General features: G+C 65.8%; 22 protein-coding genes. 20 read left to right on the top strand and 2 right to left on the bottom strand.

What is annotated here, in order from left to right; all coding sequences use genetic code 11:
- Positions 1-50 precede the first annotated feature (50 nt).
- A complete protein-coding gene (gene ffh, locus GH681_RS10435) occupies positions 51-1,412 on the bottom strand; it encodes a signal recognition particle protein (protein ID WP_153161424.1) in 1,362 nt (453 codons plus the stop codon).
- A gap of 38 nt (positions 1,413-1,450) precedes the next feature.
- On the opposite strand from ffh, the gene GH681_RS10430 reads away from it, so the two are divergent.
- From GH681_RS10430 to nudB, 12 genes are all read left to right on the top strand, one after another.
- Positions 1,451-2,278: an inner membrane protein YpjD gene (locus tag GH681_RS10430; RefSeq protein ID WP_153161423.1), complete on the top strand. Its 828-nt coding sequence runs from the start codon at positions 1,451-1,453 to the stop codon at positions 2,276-2,278.
- Between the two features lie 56 nt (positions 2,279-2,334).
- Positions 2,335-3,615 carry an HlyC/CorC family transporter gene (locus GH681_RS10425; protein WP_153161422.1) on the top strand — a complete coding sequence of 427 codons (1,281 nt, stop codon included), beginning with the start codon at positions 2,335-2,337 and terminating at the stop codon, positions 3,613-3,615.
- A gap of 84 nt (positions 3,616-3,699) precedes the next feature.
- Complete coding sequence (gene pilB, locus GH681_RS10420) at positions 3,700-5,415, top strand: type IV-A pilus assembly ATPase PilB (protein WP_153161421.1); 1,716 nt, start codon at positions 3,700-3,702, stop codon at positions 5,413-5,415.
- A 22-nt stretch (positions 5,416-5,437) separates the two neighbouring features.
- Entirely contained in the window at positions 5,438-6,679 is a 1,242-nt protein-coding gene (locus GH681_RS10415) for a type II secretion system F family protein (protein ID WP_153161420.1), read from the top strand.
- An 18-nt stretch (positions 6,680-6,697) separates the two neighbouring features.
- The gene (locus tag GH681_RS10410; protein ID WP_194271200.1) at positions 6,698-7,546 is read left to right on the top strand and encodes an A24 family peptidase; all 849 of its coding nucleotides are present in this window, start codon (positions 6,698-6,700) and stop codon (positions 7,544-7,546) included.
- Positions 7,547-7,663: 117 nt separating this feature from the next.
- A complete protein-coding gene (locus GH681_RS10405; RefSeq protein ID WP_153161418.1) occupies positions 7,664-7,930 on the top strand; it encodes an FmdB family zinc ribbon protein in 267 nt (88 codons plus the stop codon).
- A 25-nt stretch (positions 7,931-7,955) separates the two neighbouring features.
- On the top strand, positions 7,956-8,594 hold the full coding sequence (locus tag GH681_RS10400; protein WP_153161417.1) for a DUF502 domain-containing protein: 639 nt from the start codon (positions 7,956-7,958) through the stop codon (positions 8,592-8,594).
- Positions 8,595-8,646: 52 nt separating this feature from the next.
- Positions 8,647-10,437, top strand: a complete 1,791-nt coding sequence (gene aspS, locus GH681_RS10395) for an aspartate--tRNA ligase (RefSeq protein ID WP_153161416.1) — start codon at positions 8,647-8,649, stop codon at positions 10,435-10,437.
- Between the two features lie 139 nt (positions 10,438-10,576).
- Positions 10,577-12,193 carry a tetratricopeptide repeat-containing response regulator gene (locus tag GH681_RS10390; RefSeq protein ID WP_153161415.1) on the top strand — a complete coding sequence of 539 codons (1,617 nt, stop codon included), beginning with the start codon at positions 10,577-10,579 and terminating at the stop codon, positions 12,191-12,193.
- Positions 12,194-12,246: 53 nt separating this feature from the next.
- The gene (locus GH681_RS10385; RefSeq protein ID WP_153161414.1) at positions 12,247-12,624 is read left to right on the top strand and encodes a ribonuclease domain-containing protein; all 378 of its coding nucleotides are present in this window, start codon (positions 12,247-12,249) and stop codon (positions 12,622-12,624) included.
- 4 nt (positions 12,625-12,628) lie between these two features.
- The gene (locus GH681_RS10380; RefSeq protein WP_228111863.1) at positions 12,629-13,072 is read left to right on the top strand and encodes a barstar family protein; all 444 of its coding nucleotides are present in this window, start codon (positions 12,629-12,631) and stop codon (positions 13,070-13,072) included.
- Complete coding sequence (gene nudB / locus GH681_RS10375; RefSeq protein ID WP_228111862.1) at positions 13,069-13,524, top strand: dihydroneopterin triphosphate diphosphatase; 456 nt, start codon at positions 13,069-13,071, stop codon at positions 13,522-13,524. The genes GH681_RS10380 and nudB overlap by 4 nt, the downstream gene beginning before the upstream one ends.
- Here nudB and GH681_RS10370 read toward each other — a convergent pair.
- Positions 13,508-13,720, bottom strand: coding sequence for a cysteine-rich CWC family protein (locus GH681_RS10370; protein WP_153161412.1), 213 nt, complete (start codon positions 13,718-13,720; stop codon positions 13,508-13,510). The two genes, nudB and GH681_RS10370, sit on opposite strands and share 17 nt — an antisense overlap.
- Positions 13,721-13,855: 135 nt before the next feature.
- Here GH681_RS10370 and GH681_RS10365 point away from each other — a divergent pair, with 135 nt between their 5' ends.
- From GH681_RS10365 to ychF, 8 genes are all read left to right on the top strand, one after another.
- Positions 13,856-14,269 (top strand): Hsp20/alpha crystallin family protein, encoded by a 414-nt coding sequence (locus tag GH681_RS10365; RefSeq protein WP_153161411.1) that lies wholly within the window; start codon positions 13,856-13,858, stop codon positions 14,267-14,269.
- Between the two features lie 116 nt (positions 14,270-14,385).
- The gene (gene argB, locus GH681_RS10360) at positions 14,386-15,285 is read left to right on the top strand and encodes an acetylglutamate kinase (RefSeq protein WP_153161410.1); all 900 of its coding nucleotides are present in this window, start codon (positions 14,386-14,388) and stop codon (positions 15,283-15,285) included.
- Between the two features lie 227 nt (positions 15,286-15,512).
- A complete protein-coding gene (locus GH681_RS10355) occupies positions 15,513-16,292 on the top strand; it encodes a hypothetical protein (protein WP_153161409.1) in 780 nt (259 codons plus the stop codon).
- Between the two features lie 85 nt (positions 16,293-16,377).
- Positions 16,378-16,881 carry a disulfide bond formation protein B gene (locus GH681_RS10350; RefSeq protein WP_153161408.1) on the top strand — a complete coding sequence of 168 codons (504 nt, stop codon included), beginning with the start codon at positions 16,378-16,380 and terminating at the stop codon, positions 16,879-16,881.
- 346 nt (positions 16,882-17,227) lie between these two features.
- Positions 17,228-19,228 carry an NAD(P)/FAD-dependent oxidoreductase gene (locus GH681_RS10345; RefSeq protein ID WP_153161407.1) on the top strand — a complete coding sequence of 667 codons (2,001 nt, stop codon included), beginning with the start codon at positions 17,228-17,230 and terminating at the stop codon, positions 19,226-19,228.
- 187 nt (positions 19,229-19,415) lie between these two features.
- Entirely contained in the window at positions 19,416-20,630 is a 1,215-nt protein-coding gene (locus tag GH681_RS10340) for a NarK/NasA family nitrate transporter (RefSeq protein WP_153161406.1), read from the top strand.
- A 113-nt stretch (positions 20,631-20,743) separates the two neighbouring features.
- Positions 20,744-22,453 (top strand): bifunctional protein-serine/threonine kinase/phosphatase, encoded by a 1,710-nt coding sequence (locus GH681_RS10335; RefSeq protein WP_153161405.1) that lies wholly within the window; start codon positions 20,744-20,746, stop codon positions 22,451-22,453.
- Between the two features lie 136 nt (positions 22,454-22,589).
- Positions 22,590-23,681: a redox-regulated ATPase YchF gene (ychF, locus tag GH681_RS10330; protein WP_153161404.1), complete on the top strand. Its 1,092-nt coding sequence runs from the start codon at positions 22,590-22,592 to the stop codon at positions 23,679-23,681.
- Positions 23,682-23,725 lie beyond the last annotated feature (44 nt).

The following is a 23,725-nucleotide window of genomic DNA, read 5'->3' as shown; positions in this document are numbered from 1 at the left end:
GTGTCAGCGGCAAACAGGATTAGCCGGCCCCGGGCGGAGCCGGCCGGCAATCAGCGCAGGCCGCCGCCGGGCATCAGGCCCTTCATGGCCCGCATCATCTTCTGCATGCCGCCCTTGGAGAACTGCTTCATCATCTTCTGGGTCTGCTCGAACTGGCTCAGCAGGCGGTTGACCTCCTGCACCGTCACGCCCGCGCCGGCGGCAATCCGACGCTTGCGGGAGGCCTTGAGGAGCTCCGGCTTGGCGCGTTCGAGCGGGGTCATCGAGTTGATGATGCCCTCGATGCGGCGCACCGCCTTGTCTTCGACACCGCCCTGGAGCTGTCCCGCGGCCTGGGCAAACTGGGCCGGCAGCTTGTCGAGCAGACTGGAAAGGCCGCCCATCTTCTTCATCTGGCCGAGCTGGTCCTTGAAGTCGTTGAGGTCGAAGCCCTTGCCGCTCTTGAGCTTCTGGGCGAACTCCTTGGCCTTCTCCTCATCCACACCGCGACGGGCGTCTTCCACCAGCGACAGGATGTCGCCCATGCCGAGGATCCGGCTGGCCATCCGCTCGGGGTGGAACTCCTCGAGCCCGGCGAGCTTTTCGCCGACGCCGGCAAACTTGAGCGGCTTGCCGGTGACGTGGCGCACCGACAGCGCCGCACCGCCGCGGGCATCGCCGTCGAGCTTGGTGAGCACCACGCCGGTGAGCGGCAGCGCGTCGTTGAACGCGCGGGCGGTGTTCACCGCATCCTGGCCGAGCATCGCATCGACGACGAACAGGGTTTCGATCGGCTTGACCGTGGCGTGGAGGGCCTGGATCTCCTCCATCATCACCTGGTCGATGGCGAGCCGGCCGGCGGTATCGACGAGCAGCACGTCGAAGTAGTGACGGCGGGCGTAATCGACGGCGGCCAGGGCGATGTCCACCGGCTTCTGGTCGGGCGTGGAGGGGAAGAACTCGATGCCCGCCTGCTGGGCCACCGTCTGCAGCTGGGCGATGGCCGCCGGGCGGTAGATGTCGGTGGAGACCGTGAGTACCTTCTTCTTCATCCGCTCGGTGAGCATCTTGCCGAGCTTGCCGGTGGTGGTGGTCTTGCCCGCGCCCTGCAGGCCGGCCATCAGGATTATCGCCGGCGGCTGGGTGGCCAGATTGAGCCCCGTGTGGGCGCCGCCCATCAGGTCGGTGAGTTCGCGGTGCACCACGCCCACCAGCGCCTGGCCGGGGGTGAGGGAGCTGATCACCTCGGTGCCGACGGCCTTTTCCTTCACCCGGGCGATGAAATCCTTCACCACCGGCAAGGCCACGTCGGCCTCCAGCAGCGCCATGCGCACTTCGCGCAGGGCGTCCTGGATGTTGTCTTCGGTCAGGCGAGCCTGGCCGCGAAGGGTTTTTACGACTTTGGCAAGTCGCGTCGTGAGGTTATCCAGCATGATGGTTTGTAGCCGAGGGCTTGGGGTAAACTTCGAAGATGCCCGCGATTCTACTTCATCTCCTCCCCGCCTCCCTGTACGCGCTGCTTGGCGTGCATTTCTGGCACACCCGCTGGATCGCGCCGACCTCCGCCCCGCGCCAGGGCCTGCAGCCCAAGGAGCGCGTGCTGATGCTCGTGGCCCTCGTCGCCCACGGGCTTGCGCTCAACAGCACCTTCTTCTCGGCCGAGGGCATCCACTTCGGTTTCAGCCTCGCCCTGTCGCTCATGCTGTGGCTGGCGATCCTGTTCTACTGGATCGAGAGCCTCTATGCCCGGCTCGAGGGCCTGCAGACCCTTGGCATGCCCGTCGCCGCCGTCTGTTCGCTGCTGCCTGCCTTCTTCCCCGGCGCCCACGTGCTCGAGAACGCCAGCGCCCCGCTGTTCCGCGCCCACTTCGTGGTTGCGATGCTGGCCTACAGCCTGTTCACCCTGGCGGCCCTCCACGCCATGCTGATGTCCGTCGCCGAGCGCCGGCTGCACGGCGCCCACCTCACCCGCGCCTTCGCCGCGCTGCCGCCGCTGCTGACGATGGAAACCCTGCTTTTCCGCCTGATCGGCATCGCCTTCGTGCTGCTCACCCTCACCGTGGGCTCCGGCGTGCTGTTCTCCGAGGCGCTGTTCGGCAAGGCCTTCCGGCTCGATCACAAGACGGTTTTCGCGATCATCTCGTGGCTGATCTTCGGCAGCCTGCTGGTGGGCCGGCATTTCCAGGGCTGGCGTGGCAAGAAGGCGCAATACTGGACGCTCGCCGGTTTCATCGCGCTGATGCTCGCCTACGTGGGCAGCCGCTTCGTGGCCGAGGTGCTCCTGGGCCGCGCGGCTTGACAAGGCCCGACCCGGCCTGAATACTCGGCCGGGTTCCCCAACCGATCCCGCTCCGCTTGGACGCCATTCCCCTTTCGGCCCAGTCGGCGATCCTCGTCGCGCTGCTGGCGCTTTCCGGTTTCTTCTCGATGGCCGAAACGGCCATGATGGCGGCCAACCGCTATCGGCTGCGCTCCGCCGCAAATCAGGGCTCCCGGGGCGCCCGCTTGGCCCTCGATCTGCTGGACCAGACCGACAAGCTGCTGGGCATCATCCTGCTCTTCAACAACCTCGTGAACGCCGCTGCGGCAACGCTGGTCAGCGTCATCACGATCCAGCTCTTCGGCAGCGAGGAATGGGTGCTCGGCGTAAGCACGCTGGCGGTCACTTTCCTGATCCTGGTCTTCGCCGAGATCACCCCCAAGGTGATCGGCGCCAACCACGCCAACCGGCTCGCCTGCTTCGTCAGCTATCCTCTGTCAGGGCTGCTCAAGAGCCTTTATTTCGTGGTGTGGTTCGTCAATCTGTTCGTTGCGGGGCTCCTGCGTCTGCTGCACCTCTCTCCGAACGGCAACGAGGACGCCCACAGCCTGTCCACCGAAGAGCTTCGCACGATGGTGCTCGAATCCGGTGCCTTCATCCCACCCAAGCACCGCAGCATCCTGGTCAATCTGTTCGAGCTCGAGGACATCACCGTCGAGGACGTGATGATGCCGCGCAGCCAGATCGAGGCGGTCAACATCGCCGAACCCATCGACGTCATCCAGGGCCACCTCGCCACCTGCTACCACACCCGCCTGCCGGTGTTCGACGGCGAGATGAACGCGGTGATCGGCATCCTCCACGTCCGCCGCATCCTCGGCCAGACCCTCGACCACAGCCTGTCCGCCGCCGACATCCGCGGCATGCTGTCCAGGCCGTATTTCATCCCGGCCAGCACGCCGGTGTATTCCCAGCTGCAGTTCTTCCAGGAGAACCGCGAGCGCCTCGGGCTGGTGGTGGATGAATACGGCGAGCTCCTCGGTCTCGTCACCCTCGAAGACATCATCGAGGAGCTCATCGGCAAGTTCACCACCAGCGCGCCGGACGCCGCCGACAAGCTCACCTGGCGCGAGGACGGCAGCGTGATCGTCGATGGCAGCCAGCACCTGCGCAACCTCAACCGCCGGCTGGGCCTCAACCTGCCGGTCGACGGCCCCAAGACACTGAACGGCCTGCTGCTCGAACACCTGCAGGACATTCCCGAGGCCGGCGTGTCGGTCAAGATCGCCGGCATTCCGATCGAGGTGGTCCAGGCCGAGGACCGTCGCATCAAGAACGTGCGAATATTCCGCTCTGCTGCGAAAAAGTCGCCATAAAGCGTGTCGCGGCTTTACAAGCCCTCGACCTGACGGCATGATCCGGGCACGTTCAAGGCCGATCACCCTCACAGACGCTCAGGCATGTCAGCCACTCCCCAAGCCGCGCTGAGCGGCCTCGCCCGCGCTCTCGTACAACATGGCCGGCTTCTCGAAGCCGAGGCCCTGCAGTGCACGTCCGGATCGGGAAACCCCAATGATTTCGTCCTCGAAGTCATCAATCGGGGGCTGATGAGTGCCAATGACGTGGCGCGCTTTGCGGCCGACACCTTCGGTACCCCGGCGCTCGATCTCGCCGCCTTCGAACAGTCCCACCTGGCAATCGACGCCATCGACCGCAAGCTGATGCTCAAGCATCAGGTCGTCGCCCTCGGCCGCCGCGGCAACCGCCTGGCCCTGGCCCTGGCCGACCCGTCGAACCTGCGCATCCTCGACGAAATCCGCTTCCAGACCGGCCTGGCCGTCGACCCGGTGGTGGTCGAGGCACCCAAGCTCATCGCCCTCGTCGAGCGCCTGTCCGAAAGCGCTTCGACCGCGCTGAAGGATCTCACCGGCGAAGAGTTCGACATGGATCTGCTGGGCCAGGACGGCCTGGCGGATGCGCCGGTGATCGAGGAAAGCGCCTCCGAGGTGGACGACGCACCGGTCGTGCGCTTCATCCAGAAGCTGCTGATCGACGCCATCAACGAAGGTGCCTCGGACATCCACTTCGAGCCCTACGAGAAGTACTACCGCATCCGCTTCCGCACCGACGGCATCCTGCGCGAGATCGCCCAGCCGCCGCTGGTGCTCAAGGAAAAGATCGCCGCCCGGATCAAGGTCATCTCCCGCCTCGACATCTCCGAGAAGCGCGTCCCCCAGGACGGCCGGATGAAGCTGGTGCTGTCAAAGAACAAGTCCATCGACTTCCGGGTCTCGACGCTGCCCACCCTGCACGGCGAAAAGATCGTGATGCGGATCCTCGATCCGACCTCCGCCATGCTGGGCGTCGACGCCCTCGGCTACGAGCCCGATCAAAAGGCCGCCCTCCTCGACGCGGTGTCCCGCCCGTACGGCATGGTGCTCGTCACCGGCCCGACCGGTAGCGGCAAGACGGTGTCGCTCTACACTTGTCTCAACATCCTCAACAAGCCCGGCGTCAACATCAGCACCGCCGAAGATCCGGCCGAAATCAACCTGCCGGGCGTAAACCAGGTTAACGTCAACGAGAAAGCCGGCCTCACCTTCGCGTCGGCCCTGCGCGCCTTCCTGCGCCAGGATCCGGACGTGATCATGGTCGGCGAAATCCGCGACCTCGAAACCGCCGAAATTTCGGTCAAGGCGGCCCAGACTGGTCACCTGGTGCTGTCCACCCTCCACACCAACGACGCCCCGTCGACCCTCGAACGCCTAAAGAATATGGGCGTCGCGCCGTTCAATATCGCATCGTCGGTGATCATGATCACGGCGCAGCGACTCGCTCGCCGGCTATGCACCTGCAAGCAGCCGGTCGACATCCCGATCGAAGCCCTGATTTCCGCCGGTTTTGCGGAAGAAGACATCGACGGCACATGGCAGCCCTACGGCCCCAAGGGCTGCGAACGCTGCAAGGGCTCAGGTTACAAGGGGCGGCTGGGCATTTACCAGGTGATGCCGATCTCGGAAGAGATCGCACGTATAATCATGACGAACGGCAACTCGATGGACATCGCTGCCCAGGCCCAGATCGAGGGCGTCCGGGATCTGCGCCAGTCCGGACTGCTGAAAGTGAAGCAAGGGGTCACCTCTCTGACCGAAGTCCTCGCTTGCACGAACGAGTGATCGCTTCACGCGGAAATATTTGATGGCCACTGCACCCAAGAAGACCCCTGCCCGCACCACGAACGTCGCCCGCGAACACCTGTTCGTCTGGGAAGGCAAGGACAAGACCGGCAAGATCATCCGTGGCGAAATGCGCGCGACGACGGAAACCGTCGTCCAGACCGTTCTGCGCCGCCAGGGCATCCTCACCCAGAAGATCCGCAAGCAGGCCTTCTCCCGCGGCCGTTCCATCACGGACAAGGACATCGCGCTGTTCACCCGCCAGCTCGCCACGATGATGCGTTCCGGCGTGCCCCTGCTGCAATCCTTCGACATCGCCATCAAGGGCTGTGGCAATCCGTCCCTGGCCCGTCTGCTCAACGATGTCCGCGCCAATGTGGAGACCGGCAGCAGCCTGTCCCAGGCCTTCCGCCGCCACCCGGCCCACTTCGACGCCCTGTTCTGCAACCTGGTCGCCGCTGGCGAACAGGCCGGCATCCTCGATTCCCTGCTCGACCGCCTCGCCACCTACAAGGAAAAGATTCTTGCCATCAAGAGCAAGATCAAATCCGCGATGTTCTACCCGGTGGCCGTGGTGGTCGTGGCCGCGCTGGTGGTTTCGGTGATGATGCTGTTCGTGGTCCCTGAATTCAAGAAGGTGTTCTCCAGCTTTGGCGCCGACCTGCCCGCCCCGACGATGATGGTCATCGCCATCTCCGACTTCTTCGTGTCGTACTGGTATATCGTTTTCGGCATCATCCTGGGCACAGTCATTGGAATATCGTATGCCTACAAGCACTCGGTACCCATGCAGATCGCCGTCGACCGGATCGTCCTGCAGATCCCGGTCATCGGCGAAGTCGTCCGCAAGGCCACCATCGCCCGCTGGACGCGCACCCTGGCAACGATGTTCGCCGCCGGCGTCCCGCTCGTCGAAGCCCTCGACTCGGTCGGTGGCGCTGCAGGCAACGTCGTATACCGGCAGGCCACCAAGCAGATCCAGTCCGACGTGAGCACCGGCACGAGCCTCACCGTCGCCATGCAGAACGTGCTGGTCTTCCCGACCATGGTCGTCCAGATGGTGTCCATCGGCGAGGAATCCGGTCAGCTCGACTCCATGCTGAGCAAGGTCGCCGACTTCTTCGAACGCGAGGTGGACGACGCCGTTGCCGGTCTCAGCCAGCTGCTCGAACCGATCATCATGGTGTTCCTCGGTGTCGTGATCGGCGGCCTGGTCGTCGCCATGTACCTCCCGATCTTCAAGATCGGCGCCGTGGTCTCCTGACGCCAGCTGGCGCCCATCATGGAAGTCTTTGCGGACCCGCTGGTCTTCACGGCCACCTGCACGCTGCTCGGCCTGTTTGTCGGCAGTTTTCTGAACGTCGTCATCCACCGCCTGCCGGTGATGATGGAGCGCGAGTGGCTCGCCGAGGCGGCCAGCCTGCGGGGTGAATCCCCCGACGAGCAGCCGCGCTTCAACCTCGCCACGCCGCGCTCCCGCTGCCCCCACTGCGGCCACGGGATCAGCGCCGTCGAAAACATCCCGGTGGTCAGCTACGTCCTGCTACGCGGCCGCTGCCGTCACTGCAGCGGGCCGATCAGCCCGCGTTATCCGCTCATCGAACTGTTCTGCGCCGTGGCGTCGGGTTTTGCGGCCTTCCACTTCGGCTTCGGGCTGCAGGCCGCCGGCGCGCTGATCTTCGTGTGGGCGATGATCGCCCTCAGCTTCATCGACCTCGACACCCAGCTCCTGCCCGACAGCATCACCCTGCCGCTGCTGTGGCTGGGCCTGCTTCTCAACATCGGCGGCACCTTCACCGATCTGCAGAGCGCCGTCGTCGGTGCCACGGCCGGCTATCTGTCGCTCTGGACGGTCTTCTGGCTGTTCAAGCTCGTTACCGGCAAGGAAGGCATGGGCTACGGGGATTTCAAGCTCCTCGCCGCCATCGGTGCCTGGCTGGGCTGGCAGATCCTGCCGCTCACCATCCTGCTGTCGTCGGTGGTCGGCGCGGTCGTCGGCATCGGTCTGATCGTCCTGCGCCAGCATGGCCGGGAGATTCCCATCCCCTTCGGCCCCTACCTCGCGGCGGCGGGTCTGCTGGCCCTGTTCTGGGGCGCTTCGCTCACCACCGCTTACCTCGGAATGCTCTGAGCTCCGCGCCAGCGCTTGAAACAGGCTGGTTCGCCCCCATTTGCGCCGTAGCGGGCTTGTTTCGCCCGATGTTGCGATGCGCTAAACTTCGTCCCAATCGACTTTCCGGAGCTCGTCATGCCCATCTACGAGTATCGCTGCAGCGCCTGCGGCCATCAAAAAGATCACCTTCAGAAAATGAGCGATGCCCCGCTCACCGTCTGCCCCGCCTGTGGCGCAGAAGCCTACGCCAAGCAGATCTCTGCGGCCGGCTTCCAGCTCAAGGGCAACGGCTGGTATGCCACCGACTTCAAGGGCGGCTCCGGCGCCAGCCCCAAGACGGAAGCAGCCAAATCCGAATCTCCCGCACCCACTCCCTGCGGCGGCAGTTGCGCGTGCCACTGATCCCCACGCGCCCGACCACCGCTGAATGAAAAAATACTTCGTAACCGGCCTGCTGATCTGGATTCCGCTCGTCATCACCTTCGTGGTGCTGGCGTGGATCATCACGACCCTCGACCAGATCCTGCTGCTGGTTCCGCCCACCTTCCGGCCGGACGCCCTCCTGGGCTTCCACGTGCCGGGGATCGGGGTGGTCGTCTCGCTGGTCGTGATCGTCGCCACCGGCCTTGCCGCGGCCAACTTCGTCGGCCAGCGGATGGTGCGCTTCTGGGAAAGCCTGCTGTCGCGCATCCCGGTGGTCAAGTCGATCTACTACAGCGTCAAGCAGGTGTCCGACACCCTGCTGTCGAGCAATGGCCAGGCTTTCCGCAAGGCGCTGCTCATCCAGTATCCCCGCGAAGGCATGTGGACCATCGGCTTCCAGACTGGCTCCCCCGGCGGCGATGCGGCGCACCATCTGGGCAACGACTTCGTCAGCGTGTACGTGCCCACCACGCCCAACCCCACATCGGGCTTCTTCCTGATGCTGCCCCGCAAGGATGCCATCGAACTCGACATGAGCGTCGATGAAGCCCTCAAGTACATCATCTCGATGGGCGTGGTCTCACCGCCGCCATCTAACCGGCCACCTGCACTCAAGCCGGCCGCCGCCCTTCTGAATCAATAACGCGTCTGCCCGGCAGGCGCGTTCCGTTTTCCCAGGAAATAAAGACCCCATCATGCGAACTCAATACTGCGGCCTCGTATCGACCGCCTACCTCGACCAGATCGTCACCCTCTGCGGCTGGGTTCACCGCCGGCGCGACCACGGCGGCGTGATCTTCATCGACCTGCGCGACCGGGAAGGTCTCGTCCAGGTGGTGTGCGATCCGGACCGTGCCGACATGTTCCAGGTGGCCGAATCGGTCCGCAACGAGTTCGTCCTGAAGATCACCGGCAAGGTGCGTCGCCGCCCGGGTGGCACCGAGAACACCAACCTCGTCTCCGGCGAGATCGAGGTGCTGTGCCACGAGATCGAGGTGCTCAACACCTCCTCCACGCCCCCGTTCCAGCTCGACGAGGAAAACCTCTCCGAGACCACCCGCCTCACCCACCGCGTCATCGACCTGCGCCGTCCGCAGATGCAGAAGAACATGATCCTGCGCTACCGCACGGCCATGGCCTTCCGTCGCTTCCTCGACGCCCAGGGCTTCATCGACATCGAAACCCCGATGCTCACCAAGAGCACCCCGGAAGGCGCCCGCGACTACCTCGTGCCGTCCCGCGTCCATGATGGCCAGTTCTTCGCCCTGCCCCAGTCGCCGCAGCTCTTCAAGCAGATGCTGATGGTGGCCGGCTACGACCGCTACTACCAGATCGTCAAGTGCTTCCGCGACGAAGACCTGCGCGCCGACCGCCAGCCGGAGTTCACCCAGGTCGATATCGAGACCTCCTTCCTCACCGAAGCCGAGATCACGGCGATGATGGAAGAGATGATCCGCACCGTCTTCAAGGAAGTGCTGGCCGTCGAGCTGCCCAACCCCTTCCCGCGCATGACCTACGCGGAAGCCATGGCCCGCTTCGGCTCCGACAAGCCCGACATGCGCGTCACCCTTGAGCTCACCGACGTCACCGACGCCGTGGCCGACGTGGCCTTCAAGGTCTTCAGCGGCCCCGCCACCTCGGGCGGCCGTGTTGCCGCCATGCGCGTGCCGGGCGGCGCCAGCCTCACCCGTGGCGAGATCGACGAATACACCAAGTTCGTCAGCATCTACGGCGCCCGCGGCCTCGCCTACATCAAGGTGAATGACGTCACCCAGGTGAATGAAACCGGCCTCCAGTCGCCGATCGTCAAGAACCTCCACGAAACCGCCCTGCGCACCATCCTCGAGCGCACCGGCGCCCAGTCCGGCGACCTGATTTTCTTCGGCGCCGACAAGACCAAGGTGGTGAACGACGCCCTCGGCGCCCTGCGCATCAAGCTCGGCCACGAGAAGGGCTTCGTCAACGGCAAGGCCTGGGAACCCCTGTGGGTCGTCGATTTCCCGATGTTCGAATACGACGACGAAGACAAGCGCTGGACCGCCTGCCACCACCCCTTCACCAGCCCGAAGGACGAGCACCTCGACCTGCTCACCACCGATCCGGGCAAGTGCCTCGCCAAGGCCTACGATCTGGCCCTCAACGGCTGGGAAATCGGCGGCGGCTCCGTGCGTATCCACCGCGCCGACGTGCAGGAGAAGGTCTTCACCGCCCTCAACATCGGGCCGGAAGAACAGCAGGCCAAGTTCGGCTTCCTGCTCGACGCGCTCAAGTACGGCGCACCCCCGCACGGTGGCCTCGCCTTCGGTCTCGACCGCATCGTCACCATGATGACCGGCGCCGAATCCATCCGCGACGTGATCGCCTTCCCCAAGACCCAGCGCGCCCAGTGCCTGCTCACCGACGCCCCGTCGCCGGTGGACGAAAAGCAGCTGCGCGAACTGCACATCCGCCTGCGCGCCAAGACCCCGGAAGCGCCGGCCGCCTGATCGACGCGCCGTCAGGCTGCACCAAAGCGGGGCAAACGGTTCGCCGTTTGCCCCTTTTTGTTGAGCTTGCCTATCAAGAATCGCCCTCTCCAGCCGTTTGCATGGATGTCCGCGCACCTCATCCGCCCTACGAGCCCCCGTGATCGATCTCGACACCATCTCCGCCCTCATCGTCGAAGCCAATCCGAACATGCGGACGCAGCTTCGCAACATGCTCAACATGAGTGGCATCACCAAGGTCCAGTTTGCTGTCTCGGCTGGCGTCGCCGTGCGCAAGCTGCGCGATGGTCGTTTCGATCTGATCCTGTGCGAATACCACATCGGTGACGGCCAGGACGGCCAGCACCTGCTCGAAGACCTGCGCCACAACGCCATCATTCCCCTGGCAACCCTGTTCATCATGGTCACCGGAGAGCGCCAGTACGAACGCGTGGTCAGCGCTGCCGAACTGGCCCCCAACGATTACATCCTCAAACCGCTGGCCGCCGACACGCTGCACGAGCGAATCCTGCGGGCCCTTGAGAAGCGCGACGCCTTCATTCCCGCCTACAAACTCATTGAGGTAGGCAACGTGCCCGACGCCATCACCTACTGCGCGGATGCCGAAACCCGGTTTTCCCAGTGGGCGCTGGATTTTCTGCGCCTGCGAGCCGAGCTCCATGTGGCCAGCGGCCAGGCCGACACGGCCCAGCAACTCTACGAACGAATCCTCGAAACCCGCAGCGTGCCTTGGGCACGACTCGGCCTCGCCAAGACGCTGTACATGCAGAAGCGCTACGACGAAGCCACCGACATGCTGCAGGCCCTGGTCAGCGAGAACGACCTCTTCGTGGACGCCTACGACTGGCTCGCCCGCACCCGCGAGGCTGCCGGCCATCTCGAATCCGCCCGTAGCATCCTGGCCACCGCCACCGCGCGATCACCCCACCGGATCGGCCGTCTGCGCCGACTGGGCGAACTATCCATCGAAACCGGCGATCACGAAGGCGCCGAAAAAATCCTCAGCGAGGTGGTACGCAAGGGCAAGTATTCCGATTTCCGCGACCCGGAAGACCACGTCCGCCTGCTCCAGGCCCAGCTCGGCAAGGGCGACACCGCGCAAGCCGAAGCAACGATCCGCGATCTCGAGCGTTCGATGGCCGGGATTGACAAGACACGTCACTGCTCCACCCTCTCCAGCGCTCTGGTCCACGTCAAGAAGGGCGACACCCAGAAAGCCGGCGAGGCGCTCAAGTCCCTCCTCGCAGAGCAAGGAGCGGCCCACTTGCTCTCGCCGAAACTCAAGGGTGAGCTTGCCCGGGCCTGCTTCGCCAGCCAGCTGGACGACCACGGCGCCGAGGTCGTCCTCGACATCATGCGCAACGCCCCGGACGAGCGCGCCGTGGAAAAAGCCAAGGCAATGCTGAAGGACGTGGGCAAAGAAGCTCTCGGCGAGCAGCTCGCCGGCCAGATCGACGGTGAGGTCAAGGATCTCGTCGCCGATGGCGCCCGCAAGGCTCAAAGCGGCGATTTCGACGGCGCCGTACAACTGATGCTGAGCGCCGTCCGGCGCATGCCTGGCAACACCCACGTACTGTTCAACGCCACCCTGGCGCTGCTCAAGCATATCGAGCACTGCGGCTGGAACGAACGCTTCGCCGAGCAGGCCCGCAACATGATGGAACGGGCCCGAGCGCAGGATCCGGGCAACAGCCGCTTACCTGCGCTCACCGCCTACTACTACAACCTGCTCAAGAAGTACGGCATCCATAGCTGACGCCCGGGCTGCTAAACTGGCGGCATAGTCGTTTTCACGCCGCCACCATCGCCATGCTTGCCCGCCTGTTCCGCCTTGCCTTCATTTTCGCGCTGCTGGTTGCCGGCAGCGCTCACGCCCGCGACTTCCTCGACTGGCGGGGCAACGGGATCAACAACATTCCGGTGGCCGAGCTCCCCCGGGAGGCCCGTGAAACCCTGGCCCTGATCCACCAGGGCGGCCCCTACCCCTACCGCCGCGACGGCATCACCTTCCAGAACCGCGAAGGCCGTCTGCCCGACGCAGCCCGCGGCTACTACCGGGAGTTCACCGTAACCACCCCCGGCTCCCGCGATCGCGGCGCCCGGCGCATCATCAGCGGCGGCAATCCGCCCACGGTGTTCTACTATTCCGACGACCACTACCGCAGCTTCCGTCGAATCCGGGAGTGAGGCCATGAGCGCACCGCATTTCCATTCACTGCTCTCCCGGGCCGAAAGGGCCGGGATCTTCCGCATGCCCTACGCCGCCGACCTGGCCATCGAGGAAGCCGCCGAAAGCCTCGAATACCCCATCCACCGCATCGACCTCTCGCGGGTGACCACCAAGGAAGCCTTCCTCACCGCGGTTGGCGAGGCGCTGGCGTTTCCCGACTGGTACGGCCACAACTGGGACGCCCTCGCCGACTGCCTGACCGACCTGTCGTGGATGGCCGCCGATGGCTACGTGATCGTCCTCGACCACGCTGACACCTTCGCCGCCGCCTGCCCCACCGATTTCGCCACGGCCCTGTCGATCTTCCAGGACGCCGCCGACACCTGGCGCGAAGACAGCATCCCTTTCTGGACCCTCGTCGGCACCGCCACCGGCAACATGGACTGGCTGCAGGATCTGGAGTGAGCCCGGCCTTCAAGCAGCCCGTCTCGGTGCTGGTGGTGATCCACACGCCGCAGCTCGACGTGCTGCTGCTCGAACGCGCCGGCAACCCGGGCCTGTGGCAGTCGGTCACCGGCAGCCGCGAGGGTGACGAAGCCCTGGCCAACACCGCGCTGCGCGAAGTGGCCGAGGAAACCGGTATCCACGCCGCGCCCGAGGCGCTCGTCGACTGGCGGCTTGCCAACCGTTTTCCGATCCTCCAGCGCTGGCGTGCGCGCTACGCCCCTGGCGTCAGTCACAATACCGAGCACGTCTTCAGCCTGTGCGTGCCGGCCATCGTGCCCGTCCGCATCGCGCCGGACGAGCACACCGCGGCCGGCTGGCTGCCCTGGGACGAGGCCGCCGGTAAGGTCTTCTCGTGGACCAACCGCGACGCCATCCGGCTCGTCGCCCGCGCCCTCAGCGCGCCGGGCTAGACTTGGCAACGTCGATCCGCCTCTTCAGGCAGTCCGGGCAGTAGCAGCTGCCGGTCTGTTCGTCCTCCGGCACCGCCAGGATCGGCGGAAAGGCTGCACACCAGCAGCTCGTCTCGCCGGCATTCATCCCGCAGGTGAATGCCGCGCCACAGGCGGGGCAGATGTTGGTCGGGGCGGGGTTCTGGCGCGATTCCATGGCGATTCCTTCTCCTTTTTCGGGCCCCGGAGTTTATCCCCGGACAGGGCTTGAAGTGCCTCCGAGGCGACCTTATATACGTTTCAGAGAGGGCAGGCGCCCTCAGGACCGCAACCGGAAAAAGGAGACTGACGAATGAGCAACGTTTCTCGCCGTGACCCTCTGGACGATTTCTTCCGTGGTTTCTTCGTGCGCCCCGTCGAATACGGCAGCGCCACCGAAGCGCCCCAGATGCGGGTCGATGTAAAGGAAGTGGATGACGCCTTCCAGGTGCACGCCGAACTGCCCGGCATCAAGAAGGAAGACATCCACGTGCATATCGACGGCCCGGTGGTGTCCATCAGCGCAGAGCGCAAGCAGGAAAAGGAAGCCAGGGAAGGCGAACGGGTGCTGCGCACCGAGCGCTACTTCGGCCAGGTTTCCCGCAGCTTCCAGCTCGGGCAGGACGTGGATGAAGGCAAGGCCTCCGCAAAATTCACCGACGGCGTGCTTGAACTGTCGCTTCCGAAGAAGACCGCGCCGCAAGCCAAGCGCCTCGTTATCGACTGACCACGCAATACGCCGTTTCACTCTCGAAAGCGGGAAGAGCAATCTTCCCGCTTTTTGTTTGCGGGCCCCCTCATTACAATCGCGGCTACCCGCAACCAACCTGCGCGCAGATAACCATGAGCCAGCATCTCGACACTTCCGACCTGTCCCCCGCCCAGAAAGCCGCCATCATCGCCGAAGCCCTGCCCTACATCCGGCGCTTCCAGGACAAGACCCTCGTCATCAAGTACGGCGGCAACGCGATGACCGATCCGCACCTGAAGGAGTGCTTCGCCCGCGACGTGGTGCTGCTCAAGCTGGTCGGCTTCAACCCGGTGGTCGTCCACGGCGGCGGCCCGCAGATCGAGACGATGCTCTCCCGCGTCGGCAAGAAGGGCGAGTTCGTCCAGGGCATGCGCGTCACCGACGCCGAGACCATGGAAGTCGTCGAGATGGTGCTGGGCGGCCACGTGAACAAGGAGATCGTCAGCCTGATCAACCAGGCCGGCGGCAAGGCCGTGGGCCTCACCGGCAAGGATTCCAACTTCATCCGCGCCAAGAAGCTGATGATGGAAAACAAGGACGCCCCGGGCGAGTTCATCGACATCGGCCAGGTGGGCGACATCACCCAGGTGGACCCGAGCCTGATCTCCTTCCTCGACCAGGGCGACTTCATTCCGGTGATCGCCCCGATCGGCGTCGGCGAAGACGGCGAGAGCTACAACATCAACGCCGACGTGGTGGCCGGCAAGCTGGCCGAGATCCTCAAGGCCGAAAAGCTGGTGCTCCTCACCAACACCCCGGGCGTGCTCGACAAGGAAGGCAAGCTCCTCACCGGCCTCACTCCGCGCGACATCGACAACCTGGTCGCAGACGGCACCCTCTCCGGCGGCATGCTGCCGAAGATCGCCTCGGCGCTGGACGCCGCGCGCAATGGCGTGCGCAGCGTGCACATCATCGACGGCCGCGTCGAACACTGCCTGCTCCTCGAGATCCTCACCGACCACGGCGTCGGCACGATGATCAAGAGCAAGTAAGGGCGGCCCTCCGGGGCCCGCACGGCAGGAATCAAAAGGGGCTTCGCGCCCCTTTTGCCGTTTTCAGTCCCAAGAATCCGGCTGCGTCGTGTCAAACAATGACAAATCCCCCTCCGACGCCCAATCGCTCACGGCACATGCGCTCCGGGCCAGGCATTTTGTAGGAAGACACAAAATCCCAAAACGGGCACCCATCGTCGGATGCCCACCAGACTGGAAGTGCCGTGATGAAGTCTTCGAAAATACTGACCGCAACCCTCAGCCTCGCCCTCGCCGCCTGCGGCGGTGGCGGTGGTGGCGGCGGATCAACCAGCACTTCCACCAGCACCACGGAGCCCCCGCTGACGCCGACCCCGATCGTCACCCAGAACGTCGGCCTGTGGCGCGGCACGACCAGCACCGGTCGCAGCCAGAGCCTCATCCTGTTCGAGGACGGTCGCGCATACCAGCTTTACAGCGCAGTCTCCGACCCCGCCACGACCGGCGGCGTGATCATCGGCAGCGCCAGCGGCACGGCCTCCAGCCTGAGCCTGCGCGCCGTGGATTTCAGCTGGGAAGGCCACGCCAGCGCCATGACCACCATCGCCGGCACGCTTGATGGCGCCGGCAACTACAACGGCAGCGCCACCTACGACGTGGACGCCAGCCGCAACTTCAGCTTCACCTCGTCCTACCGGCCGCCCACGGCCCAGGTGATCAGCATGGCCGACGTGACCGGCGCCTACGCCGGCACCGATCGCACCACCGTGCTCACCATCCGCGCCGACGGCCTCATGCGCGGCGTGGCGTTCTCGCCCGACTGCGCCTTCATCGGCAGCATCGCCCCCACCAAGAACTACACGACGCTGATGCAGATGTCCCTCACCTTCCAGGGCGGCGCCTGCACCTTCGGCACCCAGACCCTCGAAGGGATCGCCATCTACGACCCGACCCTGCGCACCCTGCAGGGCGTGGCGCTGGTGGATACGGGCACCCGGGTGGCCCTGTTCCTCGCCCGCAAGAGCTGATCCCGCAGCCCGGGGAGCGCGCCACGCCCCTGGTGGGCTCGGGCCGGCTACAATGGCGGCCGGTCCGTTTCACCCCGACATCCCGATGCCTTCCCGCGCGCCGTTCCGTCTTCTTGCCCTGTCGCTGTTTGCCGTCTGCACCGGCCTCCTCGCCGCCGGCCTTTACCTTCAGCACGTTCAGGGCATCGAGCCCTGCCCGATGTGCATCATGCAGCGCTACGCCCTGGCCGTGTGCGGCGTGATCGGCCTGGTGGCGGGGCTGCACAACCCGCGTCATGGCGGGCAGAACGGCTACGCCGCGCTGCTGGCCGTGGCAGCCCTTGCAGGTGGGGGCGTGGCGGCCCGGCAGTCGTGGATCCAGTGGTACCCGCCGGCGGTGTCCGAATGCGGGCCGGGGCTCGAGTACATGCTCGAAAGCTTTCCCCTCGCCTCGTCGCTGCCGATGATCTTCCGCGGCGCCGGCGACTGCTCGGTGGTGGACTGGACCTTCCTCCACCTCACCATCGCCAACTGGTCCTTCCTGGTCTTCGCGGCCATCCTTGGTGGCCTCACCGCCTATCTGCTGCGGCGCAAGAAATCCGCCTTCTGAACCACGCCCCACCGCGGGGCCAGGCGCACCAGCGCGGTGCAGTTTCGGCCACCCGCCACCCCTGCCGGATCACCCAAAGCCCCGCCCAGAGGGGTTTTTTGTTGATGGCACGATAGCTGCTATGCGTAACCCATCGAATGTGGGCCGGCGGCAATAAAGCTTTTGCTGCACCGCCCGCAACCTGACACCAGGTGCCAGGGTGCCCGTCCTCCGCGACGCGGCGCCGCGCACGGGCCAACGGCGGCCCCACCGCGCGATCAACGACGATCTCTCCTGCCCAAGGCTTACGCCCGCTCCGGCGCGCCCCATGCGCCCGGCCCGGGGAGAATCAATCGTCGGAGGAATCATGCGCAAACTCAAACTGGTGATGGTCGGCAACGGGATGGCGGGCGTCCGCACCCTGGAAGAGCTGCGAAAGCTGGCCCCGGAGATGTACGACATCACCGTGTTTGGCGCAGAACCCCATCCGAACTACAACCGCATCCTGCTCTCCCCGGTGCTCGCCGGCGAGATGACCGTTCAGGACATCATCCTCAACGACCTGCAGTGGTACGCCGACAACGGCATCAAGCTGCACCTGGGCGCCCGCGTCACCGACATCGACCGCAAGAACCGCGCAGTCACTGCCATCGGCAAGGACGGTGTGCCCATCACCGTCGATTACGACCGCCTCCTCCTCGCCACCGGCTCGACACCCTTCGTGCCGCCGATCCCGGGCAGCGACCTGCCCGGCGTGATCTCCTACCGGGACATCAACGACACCGACGCCATGATCGACGCCGCGGCCCGCTACCGCCACGCCGTTGTGATCGGGGCCGGCCTGCTGGGTCTGGAAGCCGCCAACGGCCTTGCCCTGCGCGGCATGGACGTGACGGTGCTGCACAACGCGGCGTGGATCATGGACCGCCAGCTCGACCGTCCCGCCGGCAGGATGCTGCAGGCCGCCCTCGAAGCCAAGGGGATGAAGTTCCGGATGCAGGCCCAGACTGCCGAGCTGGTCAAAGGCGAATCCGGCCGCGTCTGCGCGGTCAAGTTCAAGGATGGCACCAGCATTCCGGCGGATCTGGTGTGCTTCGCCGCCGGCATCCGCCCCAACGTGGCGCTCGCCGAGAAGGCCGGCATCCACTGCAACCGCGGCATCGTCGTCACCGACACCCTGCAGACCTACGACCCGGCGATCTACGCCGTGGGCGAATGTGCGGCCCACCGGGGCACCGCCTACGGGCTGGTGGCGCCGCTCTTCGAACAGGCCAAGGTGTGCGCCAACCACCTGGCGATGCACGGCATCGGCCGCTACGAAGGCTCGGTGACCAGCACCAAGCTCAAGGTCACCGGCATCGACGTGTTCTCCGCCGGCGATTTCTCGGGCGCCGAGGGCACCGAAGACATCGTCTTCCACGACCCGGGCGTGGGCATCTACAAGCGCCTCGTGCTGAAGGACGACAAGCTGGTGGGCGCGGTGCTCTACGGCGACACCAAGGATGGCGCCTGGTACTTCCAGCTCCTGAAAGAGGCGCAGGACGTGAGCGCGCTCCGCGACCACCTGATGTTCGGCAACACGCATCTGGACGACGTCGAGCCCACCGAACCCCGCCCCGCCCCCGCCACGGTCGAGCCCCCCCACGCCGCGCCGCAGGATGGGCCGATCTGCGGCTGCACCGATCTCACCCACGGCGACGTCCGTCAGGCGATCCGTGAGCACAAGCTGCTGTCCGCCGGCCAGGCCCAGCGTTTTCTGGGCTGGAGGACGCCCGACGGCTGCGCCACCTGCCGTCCTGCGCTCGATTACTACTGCCAGTCCAGCTGGCCCCACGAGGCCATCGACGATCCCCGGCGGCGTCTGCTGGACGAGCACGCAGGCGATCCTCACCCGGCCGGCACAACCCGGGTTGAGCCCTGCTCCGGCCAGGATCCGCGCTGCGCCGGCACGCCCCACGTCACGGACGTCGGCGCCAGGCTCGGCAAGCTCCTCAACGGCCTTGACAGCCCCCACCCCCTGGCGCTGGGCGTGTCAGCCTGCCAGCACGACTGCCCGCAATCGGCCGCCAAGGATGTGGGCGTGATCGGCCTGGCGTCCGGCTACGCGCTCCATATCGGCGGCGATACCGCCATCGCACGCATCGTCTGCAAGGTGAAGGATGACGACGAGGTGCTCGAATACAGCAGCGCCTTCATCCAGCTCTACCGGGAGGAAGCCTTCTTCCTCGAACCTGCCGGGCGCTTCCTCGATCGCGTGGGGCTGGATCACGTCCGCCGCCAGGTGCTCGACGACGCCAACCTGCGCCGCGAACTCCACGGCCGGCTGCTCTTTGCGCGGCAGCGATACAAGGATCCGTGGCCCGCATGACACGACGACGCATCAAGGCCCCAGGCAGCAACGGCCTTTGAAGATCACGTTCCGGGGGCGGTGTCCGCTTCCAGGTGGTCTCCCCCCACCGCCCCCGTGACGTGCCCACCGAATTCAACCGCAGAAACAGATCAAGGCACCGCCCACGCAGCGCCGCCCCAACCCAAATCAACTCCTGGAGCCTCAAATGGACCGCAAATCATTCCTCAAAGCCGGCCACACGCCCACCTTGCTGGCGGCTTTCCTCTACTTCGACCTCGCCTTCATGGTGTGGGTGCTGCTCGGCCCGCTGGGCGTGCAGATCGCCAAGGATCTGGCCCTCGACCACACCCAGAAGGGTCTGATGGTCGCGACGCCGGTGCTCGCCGGGGCCCTGCTGCGCATCGTGATGGGCGTGCTCGTTGATCACCTCAAGCCCAAGAAGGCCGGCGCCATCGGCCAGGTCATCGTGATCGCCGCCCTCGCCGTGGCCTGGAAATTCGGCATCCACAGCTACACCGAAGTGCTGGTGCTGGGCCTCTTCCTCGGCGTGGCCGGCGCGGCCTTCGCCGTGGCCCTGCCGCTGGCTTCCCGCTGGTATCCGCCGGAGCACCAGGGCACTGCGCTGGGCATCGCCGGCGCCGGCAACTCCGGCACCGCGCTGGCTGCGCTGTTCGGCCCCGGCCTCGCCGCCGCCTTCGGCTGGGTGAATGTCTTCGGCCTCGCCCTGATCCCCCTGTGCATCGTCTTCGTGCTGTATCTGATGATGGCCAAGGACGCCCCCGAGTGCCCGCCGGCCAAGTCCCTCACCGAATACCTCGCCGTGCTGCGCGACAAGGATTCCTGGTGGTTCATGTTCTTCTACTCGGTCACCTTCGGCGGCTTCGTCGGCCTGGCCTCGTCCCTCACCATCTACTTCAACACCCAATACGGGCTTGATCCGAAGATGGCCGGCTTCTTCACCGCCGCCTGCGTGTTTGCCGGCAGCCTGGTGCGTCCGATCGGTGGCAACGTGGCCGACCGCATCGGTGGCATCAAGAGCCTCACCGCGATGTACGTCCTCGCCGCAATCTTCCTCACCATCGTCAGCTTCGGCCTGCCGGAAGCCTGGCAGGCCCTGGCGATCTTCGTCTGCGCGATGCTGTCCCTGGGCATGGGCAACGGCGCCGTGTTCCAGCTGGTGCCCCAGCGCTTCCGCAAGGAGATCGGCGTGATGACCGGCCTCGTCGGCATGGCCGGCGGCGTGGGTGGCTTCTACCTGGCGTCGAGCCTCGGCTACAGCAAGCAGGCCACCGGCAGCTACCAGGCGGGCTTCCTGATCTTCGCCGCCCTGGCCATCGCCGCCCTGATCGGCCTCACCGCGGTCAAGCGTCGCTGGCGTACCACCTGGGGTGCCCCGCACCTCACCGGCGCCCGCATCTGAGGCCCCAACTGTAGTAAAGCCTGAACCACGCCGGGCCGATGCGGTACGCTGACAACCGCCGGCCCGGCCGCTTCATCCAGCCAGCACCATTCTCATCCTGACCGGACGCCCCCATGAGCGCCGCCTCGCCCCTTCGCGTATCCCTCGGCTACTCCTCCCTCACCGGCCCCCGGCCGCGCAACGAGGATTTCTGCGGCGCAGTCACCCCCGAAGGCCCGGAGCTGGAGGCCAAGGGCATCCTGGCCGTGGTGGCCGATGGCGTCGGCGGCCACGCCAACGGGCGCGAGGCCTCCGAATACACCGTCCGCGGGCTGCTCTCCGACTACTACGCGACGCCCGACACCTGGGCCATCAACAAATCCCTCGACACGGTGCTGGGCGCGCTCAATCGCTGGCTGGTCGCCCACGCCGCGCGCACCCGCGAAACCGCCGGGATGGCCACCACCCTGTCGGCCATCGTGCTGCGCGGCCGACGCTTCTACCTCGCCCACGTGGGCGACACCCGGATCTACCGCCTGCGCGGCGAGCGCCTTGAGCAGCTCACCACCGACCACGTGTGGGAACACCCGGAGCTCAAGAACGTGCTGTCCCGCGCGGTGGGCCTCGATGCCCATGTGCAGGTGGATTACGCCGACGGCGACCTGGAGGCCGGTGACGTGTTCGCGCTGATGAGCGACGGCGTGTGGGGCCAGCTGGGAGAGCGCCGGATCCGCGACATCCTGAAGGCCGAAGCCGATCCCCAGGACGCCGCCGCCCGCCTGGCGATGGGCGCCGAAGACGGCGGAAGCCAGGACAACTGCACCGCCGTGGTGGTGCGCATCGACACCCTCCCGCCCGACCGCCTGCGCGACAACATCGCTCGCCTGCACCGCCTGCCGCTGCCCCCGCGCCTGAAGCCCGGCCAGACCATCGACGGCCTCACCGTCGACGCCCTGCTCCACGAATCCGTCGCCACCCTGCTCTACCGTGTGCGTGACGCCCGGGGCCAGTCCCGCGTGCTCAAGACCCTGCGCCCCGAGCACAGCGACCAGGAAGCCGCCGCCGCCCTCGCCCACGAGGAATGGCTCGCCCGGCGGGTGAACGACGCCTGGTTTCCCCAGGTCATTCACCACCCGGAGCGCAGCCACCTGTACTACCTGATGAGCTGGCACGAGGGCGCCACCCTCAAGGCCCGCCTCGAAGGCGGCCACCGCTTCGGCGCCGGCGAGGTGGCCGAGCTGGGCACCCGCATCCTCAAGGGCCTCGCCAGCCTGCACCGCCTGTCCATCGTCCACCGGGACATCAAGCCCGACAACCTGCACCTCGACACCGAAGGCCGGCTGCGCGTGCTCGATCTGGGCGTCGCCGCCTCGGACGGCTCGGCCGACGGCCAGAAGTTCGAGGAGATCAACAACCCCGGCACCCCCAGTTACATGGCGCCCGAGCTCTACGGCCCCAAGACCGTGGCGGCCAACGAGCAGACCGACCTCTACGCCGTCGGCGTCACCCTCTACGAGCTCCTCACCCGCAAGTACCCCTACGGCGAGATCGAACCCTTCCAGCACCCCAAGTTCGGCGATCCCGTACCGCCCACCCGCTACCGGCCGGACATCCCGGCCTGGCTCGAAGCGGTGCTCCTCAAGGCCGTCGCCCGCGAGCCGAAGGCCCGCTTCGAAACCGCCGAAGAATTCCTGCTCGCCCTCGAACGGGGCGCCCACCGCCCCCTGGCCGTCCCGCGCAAGTCGCCGCTCCTCGAACGCGATCCACAGCTGGGTCTCAAGCTGCTCGCCGCCGGCTCTCTCGTGCTTAACCTGCTGCTGCTCTATCTGATGCTGGTCCGCTGAACACGGGAACACCGTAGGTTCTGCACGTTCGGCGCAAGGCAAATCGCCAGCCCCCTTTGGATGAACGGAAAGCCGCTTTACAATAGCGGGTTTTCCGGCACGCTTGCCGGAAGCCTCTGAACATCAAAGGAATTCCATGGCTCTCCAATGCGGCATCGTCGGCCTGCCCAACGTCGGCAAATCGACCCTCTTCAATGCCCTCACCAAGGCCGGCATCGCCGCCGAGAACTACCCGTTCTGCACCATCGAGCCCAACGTCGGCATCGTTGAAGTGCCCGACCCCCGCCTCGCCGCCCTGTCCGAGATCGTCAAGCCGCAAAAGATCCAGCCGGCCATCGTCGAATTCGTCGACATTGCCGGCCTCGTCGCTGGCGCCTCCAAGGGCGAAGGCCTGGGCAACCAGTTCCTGGCCAACATCCGCGAGACCGACGCCATCGTCAATGTGGTGCGCTGCTTCGAAGACGAGAACGTGATCCACGTGAACGGCAAGGTCGACCCGCTGGCCGACATCGAAACCATCGTCACCGAACTCGCCCTGGCCGACATGGCCGCCGTCGAAAAGGCCATCCACCGCGAGAACAAGAAGGCCCGCGCCGGCGACAAGGACGCCCAGAAGCTCGTCGCCCTGCTCGAAAAGCTGCTGCCCCACCTCAACGAAGGCCTGCCGGCGCGCACCCTCAAGCTCACCGACGACGAGAAGCTGATCCTCAAGCCCCTTTGCCTGATGACCCTCAAGCCCGCCATGTACGTGGGCAACGTCACCGAAGACGGCTTCGAGAACAACCCCTACCTCGACCGCCTGCGCGAACACGCCGCCAAGGAAGGCGCCCCGGTCGTTGCCCTGTGCGCCAAGATCGAAGCCGAACTGGCCGACCTGGACGACGAAGACAAGATGGCCTTCCTGGCGGATCTGGGCCTCGAAGAGCCCGGCCTCAACCGCCTGATCCGCGCCGGCTACCAGCTGCTGGGCCTGCAGACCTACTTCACCGCCGGGGTGAAGGAAGTCCGCGCCTGGACCATCCACGTGGGCGACACCGCCCCGCAGGCCGCCGGCGTGATCCACACCGACTTCGAACGCGGCTTCATCCGCGCCCAGACCATCTCCTACGACGACTTCATCGCCTACAAGGGCGAGGCTGGCGCCAAGGAAGCCGGCAAGATGCGCTCTGAAGGCAAGGAATACGTGGTGAAGGATGGCGACGTGCTGAACTTCCTGTTCAACGTCTAAGCATGCACCCTTAGATCACAGCAGATCACGCTGTATCAAAAGCC

It is taken from the genome of Zoogloea sp. 1C4 (genome assembly GCF_009469605.1).
Taxonomy (GTDB): domain Bacteria; phylum Pseudomonadota; class Gammaproteobacteria; order Burkholderiales; family Rhodocyclaceae; genus Zoogloea; species Zoogloea oryzae.
Note: the sequence above shows the minus strand (reverse complement) of the source record. Positions and strands in the feature narration are given on the sequence as shown.

Coding starts and splice junctions, on each gene's coding strand:
- GH681_RS10430 (WP_153161423.1), top strand. CDS start 1,451: ATGCCCGCGATTCTACTTCATCTCCTCCCCGCCTCCCTGTACGCGCTG.
- GH681_RS10385 (WP_153161414.1), top strand. CDS start 12,247: ATGCTTGCCCGCCTGTTCCGCCTTGCCTTCATTTTCGCGCTGCTGGTT.
- GH681_RS10335 (WP_153161405.1), top strand. CDS start 20,744: ATGAGCGCCGCCTCGCCCCTTCGCGTATCCCTCGGCTACTCCTCCCTC.
- GH681_RS10410 (WP_194271200.1), top strand. CDS start 6,698: ATGGAAGTCTTTGCGGACCCGCTGGTCTTCACGGCCACCTGCACGCTG.
- GH681_RS10340 (WP_153161406.1), top strand. CDS start 19,416: ATGGACCGCAAATCATTCCTCAAAGCCGGCCACACGCCCACCTTGCTG.
- ychF (WP_153161404.1), top strand. CDS start 22,590: ATGGCTCTCCAATGCGGCATCGTCGGCCTGCCCAACGTCGGCAAATCG.
- GH681_RS10350 (WP_153161408.1), top strand. CDS start 16,378: ATGCCTTCCCGCGCGCCGTTCCGTCTTCTTGCCCTGTCGCTGTTTGCC.
- GH681_RS10380 (WP_228111863.1), top strand. CDS start 12,629: ATGAGCGCACCGCATTTCCATTCACTGCTCTCCCGGGCCGAAAGGGCC.
- GH681_RS10370 (WP_153161412.1), bottom strand. CDS start 13,720: ATGGAATCGCGCCAGAACCCCGCCCCGACCAACATCTGCCCCGCCTGT.
- GH681_RS10365 (WP_153161411.1), top strand. CDS start 13,856: ATGAGCAACGTTTCTCGCCGTGACCCTCTGGACGATTTCTTCCGTGGT.
- GH681_RS10415 (WP_153161420.1), top strand. CDS start 5,438: ATGGCCACTGCACCCAAGAAGACCCCTGCCCGCACCACGAACGTCGCC.
- GH681_RS10355 (WP_153161409.1), top strand. CDS start 15,513: ATGAAGTCTTCGAAAATACTGACCGCAACCCTCAGCCTCGCCCTCGCC.
- GH681_RS10400 (WP_153161417.1), top strand. CDS start 7,956: ATGAAAAAATACTTCGTAACCGGCCTGCTGATCTGGATTCCGCTCGTC.
- argB (WP_153161410.1), top strand. CDS start 14,386: ATGAGCCAGCATCTCGACACTTCCGACCTGTCCCCCGCCCAGAAAGCC.
- ffh (WP_153161424.1), bottom strand. CDS start 1,412: ATGCTGGATAACCTCACGACGCGACTTGCCAAAGTCGTAAAAACCCTT.
- GH681_RS10345 (WP_153161407.1), top strand. CDS start 17,228: ATGCGCAAACTCAAACTGGTGATGGTCGGCAACGGGATGGCGGGCGTC.
- aspS (WP_153161416.1), top strand. CDS start 8,647: ATGCGAACTCAATACTGCGGCCTCGTATCGACCGCCTACCTCGACCAG.
- pilB (WP_153161421.1), top strand. CDS start 3,700: ATGTCAGCCACTCCCCAAGCCGCGCTGAGCGGCCTCGCCCGCGCTCTC.
- GH681_RS10405 (WP_153161418.1), top strand. CDS start 7,664: ATGCCCATCTACGAGTATCGCTGCAGCGCCTGCGGCCATCAAAAAGAT.